6 protein-coding genes are annotated in these 4,981 nt (G+C 58.6%); 1 reads left to right on the top strand and 5 read right to left on the bottom strand.

The window, feature by feature from the left end:
* Positions 1-76 precede the first annotated feature (76 nt).
* From IQ273_RS30335 to hemB, 3 genes are all read right to left on the bottom strand, one after another.
* Entirely contained in the window at positions 77-841 is a 765-nt protein-coding gene (locus IQ273_RS30335) for a metal ABC transporter ATP-binding protein (protein WP_194026817.1), read from the bottom strand.
* Between the two features lie 11 nt (positions 842-852).
* Positions 853-1,998, bottom strand: coding sequence for a metal ABC transporter solute-binding protein, Zn/Mn family (locus tag IQ273_RS30330; RefSeq protein WP_194026816.1), 1,146 nt, complete (start codon positions 1,996-1,998; stop codon positions 853-855).
* A gap of 144 nt (positions 1,999-2,142) precedes the next feature.
* On the bottom strand, positions 2,143-3,156 hold the full coding sequence (hemB, locus tag IQ273_RS30325; protein WP_194026818.1) for a porphobilinogen synthase: 1,014 nt from the start codon (positions 3,154-3,156) through the stop codon (positions 2,143-2,145).
* Between the two features lie 103 nt (positions 3,157-3,259).
* Between hemB and IQ273_RS30320 the strand changes: the two genes are divergently transcribed.
* Positions 3,260-3,691: a Fur family transcriptional regulator gene (locus IQ273_RS30320; protein ID WP_194026815.1), complete on the top strand. Its 432-nt coding sequence runs from the start codon at positions 3,260-3,262 to the stop codon at positions 3,689-3,691.
* A 92-nt stretch (positions 3,692-3,783) separates the two neighbouring features.
* Here IQ273_RS30320 and IQ273_RS30315 read toward each other — a convergent pair whose 3' ends face one another.
* Together IQ273_RS30315 and IQ273_RS30310 are read right to left on the bottom strand one after the other, a co-directional pair.
* A complete protein-coding gene (locus tag IQ273_RS30315; RefSeq protein WP_194026814.1) occupies positions 3,784-4,215 on the bottom strand; it encodes a hypothetical protein in 432 nt (143 codons plus the stop codon).
* A gap of 80 nt (positions 4,216-4,295) precedes the next feature.
* On the bottom strand, positions 4,296-4,981 hold a 686-nt coding region (locus IQ273_RS30310; protein WP_194026813.1), incomplete at its 5' end, for a class I SAM-dependent methyltransferase.

The following is a 4,981-nucleotide window of genomic DNA, read 5'->3' as shown; positions in this document are numbered from 1 at the left end:
GGGGTGGGTTATCCGGGTATCGGATTTCGGTTTTTGCCTTTTGCCTGACACCCGACACCTGACACCTGACGTCCCCCTAATGCTGGTGTCGATATCGCACAAACTCCGAGCCATACACCGCCACCAAATTGTCGGGGGCTAGCGCATAATCTGGGGTGCCCTGGCAGCGGAGATTGCGGTTGAGGCAGAGGACGCGATCGCAGTGTTTTCTGACCATATCGAGGTCGTGGGAAATTTGTAGAATGGCCCAGCCCTGGTCTTGTTTGAGCTGGTAGAGCAGCTGGTAAAACTCCGATTCGCCCAAAGCATCGAGGCCAGCGGGGGCTTCGTCGAGAATCAGCAGGCGGCGGGGGCGCACCAGGCAGTAGGCCAGAAGCGCCCGCTTCATTTCGCCGCCGGAGAGGCGAGAGATCGGCTGGGGGCCGAGGTGCAGGGCATCGACTTCGGCGAGGGCGCGGCTGACCGCCAGACGGCGGGGTTGGCGGTTGGCCCAGGGGATCTGTGGCCCTAGGGTGTCCCAGCCGAGGGCGACGAGTTCGTTGACGGTGATGGGGATGCGGCGATCAAACAGAAAGTTTTGGGGTAGGTAGGCAATCTGCTGACGCACCTTTCCCGGCAGCACCCCCCTGGGGCTGAGGGCGTGGCCCATCAGGAACACATCTCCCGATCGCCGGGGCAGCACGCCTAGAATCGCCTGAATGAGCGTGCTCTTCCCAGCCCCGTTAGGGCCAACGATAGCGGTATCGGTGCCTGCTTCGAGGGCAAAGGAGACATCCTGCACGGCAGCGTAGGTGTCGCGGTACACCGTCAGCCCCTCAACGGCCAAGACTGTTGTGCTCAAGGCTGCTCCTCCTAAAACCGTAGGCCCACAGGCACCACGGCCAGGGGCTGGGGTGCTTGAGTTGGCCACAGCGGCAGCCAAGACTGCTGGGTGGAGGCCTCAAAGGAAGCCGCCAGGTTGACGGCATTTTGGCGCATGGTGGTGAGATAGTAGTCGGGCATAACCGCTTCGGGACCGCCTACTTCAATCGGGTTGAACATCCCCACTTCAACGCCCAGATCTTGGGCGATGGCACCGAAGGCATCCTCCCCAGCAGTAGGCTCAGTCAGAATGGTCTTCAAGTTAGAGGCCTCAACGGTATCCATCACCCGCTTGACATCCTCAGGAGCGGGGTTGACCGTGGGCACATCCACCAAAAACTCGGCATTGAGGCCATAGCTCTCGGCAAAGTAGGGGGCAAAGTCGTGAAACGCCACAAAGGTTTGCCCTGCGAAGGTCGCTAGTTTATCGGCAATCTCTTCGTCCAGTGCCTCCAGTTCAGCGATGAAGGCGGCGGCGTTAGCTGTGTAAATCTCCTCGCCCTCGGGGTCCACCGCAATCATGCCGTCGCGAATGTTTTCCACCTGCTGAATCGCCCGCTTAGGGTCGAGCCAAATGTGGGGGTTGTATTCGCCGTGGTGGTGGTGCCCTCCATCGGCATGGCTGTGGTCATGGTCGTGATCGGCAGCAGTTGCTTCCCCATGATCGTGGTCGTGGCCATGATCATGGTCATGATCATCAGCTTTGCCGTGGCTGTGGCCCTCCACCGTCTCGTTCGAGAGCACCGCAATGCCCTCGCTAGAGTCGATCATCGCCAGGTCGGGGTTCTCGGCGTTGGCGATCAGGTCATCTAAAAAGAACTCCATCTCCAAGCCATTTTTCACCAACACATCGGCATTAACTAAAGCCTGCACATCGGCGGGGCTAGCCTGAAAATCGTGGGGGTCTACGTCGGTCGGCATTAGGGAAATGACCTCAGCGCGATCGCCCACCACCGCATTGGTAAATTGCGTGATCGGCAAAATCGTCGTCATTACTGTTAAGTCGGTTGCGATCGCACCATCGGACGCTTCAGTATCGGCAACATCTGTCGTACCTGGCGCACAACTACCCAAGGCAACGGCAACGGAAGACACAAGCAGCAAGGCAGTTCGACGGAAAGGGAAGAGTTGGGGCATGGGGGATCTTCTTTTTTGGGTTTCGGGTTTCGGGTACTAGGTTTTGGGCTTCGGGAAATCCCCTCCTGGGAGGGGTAGGGGTGGATTAGGTAGGTTTCGGGTGCTGGGTTTCGGGCACCTGACACCTGACACCCAATCCCCCCATCACCCCTTCATCGCCCTCGCCGCATCCTTAGCGAAGTAGGTCAAAATCACATCCGCTCCGGCGCGTTTGATGCTGGTCAGGGTTTCGAGCATCACGATCTGTTCGTCGATCCAGCCCTGGGCGGCGGCGGCTTTGACCATGGCGTATTCGCCGCTGACGTTGTAGGCAGCGACGGGCAGGTTGGTGTGCTGCTTGATGCGACAGATGATGTCGAGGTAAGCCAGGGCGGGTTTGACCATGACGATGTCGGCCCCTTCGGCAATGTCGAGATCGACTTCTTTGAGGGCTTCGGCGGCGTTGGCGGGGTCCATTTGGTAGGTCTTTTTGTCGCCAAATTTGGGGGCGCTTTCCAACGCGTCGCGGAAGGGGCCGTAGTAGGCGGAGGCGTACTTAGCTGAGTAGGCGAGAATGCCGACATTAATCCAGCCTTCGGCATCGAGAGCTTGGCGAATCGCCCCGATACGACCGTCCATCATGTCGGAGGGGGCAACCATATCGGCTCCAGCTTCAGCGTGGGCCAGGGCTTGTTTGACCAGCACCGCCACGGTTTCGTCGTTGAGAATTTGGCCGTCTTCTACAATGCCGTCGTGGCCCATGGTGCTGTAGGGGTCGAGGGCGACGTCGGTGATCACCAGCAACTGGGGGAAGACCTGCTTGATGGCGCGCACAGTTTGGGGAATTAGCCCAGTGGGGTTGTAGCTTTCGCTGCCCGCGTTGTCTTTTTGGGCGTCGGGAATTAAGGGGAAGAGGGCGATCGCACCAATCCCCAGCCCCACCACCTCCTGAAGTTCCTCCAGCAGCAGATCGAGGGAATAGCGAAAACAGCCCGGCATGGAGGGTACTTCCTGCCGCTGCCCAGTCCCCTCCATGACAAACATGGGATAAATCAGGTCATCTACAGTCAAACGGGTTTCGCGCACCATTCGGCGCAGACCCTCAGTGCGGCGCAGGCGACGGGGGCGATGCACCAGAGGCAGTCTGACAGCTGACGCACTTTCAACAGCATCAGCCATATCCGCCAGTGGAACAGGTGAGGGAGACAGAACCATAGCCTTGCAATATGATAATGATTATCATTCCTGAGCATCCTACCCTATCTTGCAGTGGATCGCGACCATGATTTTGAAAAAAGATGCTGAGAATTCTGTCGAAGCCACCCCTAAGGGGTCGACGAAACCGCACTTAACCGCAGGGCAACAGTCGGTATTAGACGCATTGCAACATCAGCCCCAGCCGTTGTCGGCCCAGGCGCTCCATGGCCTGATGCGCTGCCAGCAGCCCATCGGTTTGGCGACCATCTATCGCGCCTTAGATGCGCTAAAACTGCTGGGGCTGGTGCAGCACCGGGTGACGCTGACCGGGGAAACCCTGTACAGCGCCGTGAAGCATGACCACCACTACCTCACCTGCTTGCAGTGCGGCGTCTCAGTGCCCGTCGATACCTGCCCCGTGAAGGAACTAGAGGCGCATCTCCAGGGAGCCAGGTCGTTTCGGATTTACTACCACACGCTGGAATTTTTCGGAGTCTGCGATCGGTGTGAGGCGTGACGGACGATTCGCCCCAGCGGAGCCCCCCAGTTTGGAAACCCTTGACATTGTCATAGGAACTTTTAATAGTCGGGTACAGGGGCGTTGTTCGCTCATGCTGAGCTGCCGTTTTTAAGCCTAATCAGGGCCACTCGACCGTAGCGAGGGTCGATCTCTATTCCAAAAATTTCTAAACTGTAGCCAGGTTGATTGAGCCGTTGGGAAATCGGATAGTGCCCTGCCTCCCAATGGTTGAGCGTCAGGCTGCAATCAAAGATGGCGCGGCGATGTTCTAAGGGCAAAAAGATCGTTTCGCCCAAAGCCAGGGCCGCCTGGTTTTGAAACGACAGCCGTCCGTCGTGGGTGAGAATGCCCGCCGGAGTATCACAGCGATCGCACCAGTTAATGGCCAAAAACCAGCGAGCGTCGGCAATGCGGTCAAACCGCCGCTCGGGGCGAGGGTGTTGCAACACCCGGTAGCCGCCCTCCACGGAGAAGATGGTGCCACCGAGAAAGCCGCAGGCGACATCGATAGATTGGGACATGGGAAATAGCTATTTCGGGTATCGGTTACTGGGTATCGGGTAACGAGGATTAGGCTTCTTCCTCACACCTGACATCCTCCTTACAATCTCGCCTCAATCACCAACCCTGCATTGCGCAGCGGCGGCAGCTGGCTGAGCCAGGGCACCCAGCGAAATGGACCGATGCGATCGCGGTAGCGGCAGTTTTCTTGCAGCAGCGACCGCACCTCCACTAGCTTTAGCCCCATCGCTGCTACATCGGCTTCGGTGTTGATAAACCACTTCAGGGGTGCTCCCATCTTCGCCAACTGCTTAGCGCCATTCCCTTTGGTCACGCCACCCACCGCATCAAACGCCAGGGTCGCCCCTGGGAAGCGCTGTTTCAATTGATTAATCAGCGTTTGAACCTGGGCCTTGTCAAAATACATCAGCAGTCCCTCAGCAATAATCAACCGCGATTCGGGTAGGTCATCGGGCACAGATTCCATCCAGCTGGGGTCGAGGGCCGAGGCGCTGACAAAGCGGTGGCGATCGCTCTCGCGATCAAAGTTGCGCCGCAGCTCCGTCACCTCAGGCAAATCTAGCTCGATCCAGCGACGGCAGCTCTGCCCCACCCGGTAATAGCGGGTCGATAGCCCCGCCCCCAGCTCGACTACCGTGGCATCAGCGTAGGTGCCCAGATGGCGCTGCACAATTTGGTCGAAAAGGTGCGCCCGCACCGCCCAGGTGAGCTGGCCAATAGGGTTATACATCGAGTCCAGGGCCGCATCCCATGGGAGGGCAGGCC

Source organism: Nodosilinea sp. LEGE 07298, from assembly GCF_015207265.1.
Classification (GTDB): Bacteria; Cyanobacteriota; Cyanobacteriia; order Phormidesmidales; family Phormidesmidaceae; genus Nodosilinea.
The sequence above is the reverse complement of the archived record's forward strand: the minus strand, read 5'-3'. Positions and strand labels throughout refer to the sequence as shown.

Coding starts and splice junctions, on each gene's coding strand:
- IQ273_RS30315 (WP_194026814.1), bottom strand. CDS start 4,215: ATGTCCCAATCTATCGATGTCGCCTGCGGCTTTCTCGGTGGCACCATC.
- IQ273_RS30320 (WP_194026815.1), top strand. CDS start 3,260: ATGATTTTGAAAAAAGATGCTGAGAATTCTGTCGAAGCCACCCCTAAG.
- IQ273_RS30330 (WP_194026816.1), bottom strand. CDS start 1,998: ATGCCCCAACTCTTCCCTTTCCGTCGAACTGCCTTGCTGCTTGTGTCT.
- hemB (WP_194026818.1), bottom strand. CDS start 3,156: ATGGCTGATGCTGTTGAAAGTGCGTCAGCTGTCAGACTGCCTCTGGTG.